The 353-nt window shown below is 55.5% G+C and carries 1 tRNA gene and 2 rRNA genes; all 3 read right to left on the bottom strand.

What is annotated here, in order from left to right:
- Positions 1 to 116: ribosomal RNA gene (gene rrf / locus FHC48_RS23150) — 5S ribosomal RNA — on the bottom strand.
- A 43-nt stretch (positions 117 to 159) separates the two neighbouring features.
- Positions 160 to 235: transfer RNA gene (locus FHC48_RS23145), tRNA-Thr, on the bottom strand.
- Positions 236 to 249: 14 nt separating this feature from the next.
- Positions 250 to 353 (bottom strand): 5S ribosomal RNA (gene rrf / locus FHC48_RS23140); the annotation flags it as partial.

Here is a 353-nt window from a genome sequence, read left to right as displayed (position 1 = left end):
GTCTGGCAGTTCCCTACTCTCACATGGGGAGACCCCACACTACCATCGGCGCTACGGCGTTTCACTTCTGAGTTCGGCATGGGGTCAGGTGGGACCACCGCGCTAAAGCCGCCAGACAAATTCTTTTACTTCTTGCCGAACTTTAACCTAAGTATAAAGTGGTGCTGATACCCAGAGTCGAACTGGGGACCTCACCCTTACCAAGGGTGCGCTCTACCAACTGAGCCATATCAGCACGCTAAATTTGATGCCTGGCAGTTCCCTACTCTCACATGGGGAGACCCCACACTACCATCGGCGCTACGGCGTTTCACTTCTGAGTTCGGCATGGGGTCAGGTGGGACCACCGCGCT

Origin of the sequence: Enterobacter sp. EC_50 (genome assembly GCF_019584525.1) — a bacterium.
In the GTDB taxonomy this organism is placed as follows: Bacteria; Pseudomonadota; Gammaproteobacteria; order Enterobacterales; family Enterobacteriaceae; genus Enterobacter; species Enterobacter roggenkampii.
The sequence above is the reverse complement of the archived record's forward strand: the minus strand, read 5'-3'. Positions and strand labels throughout refer to the sequence as shown.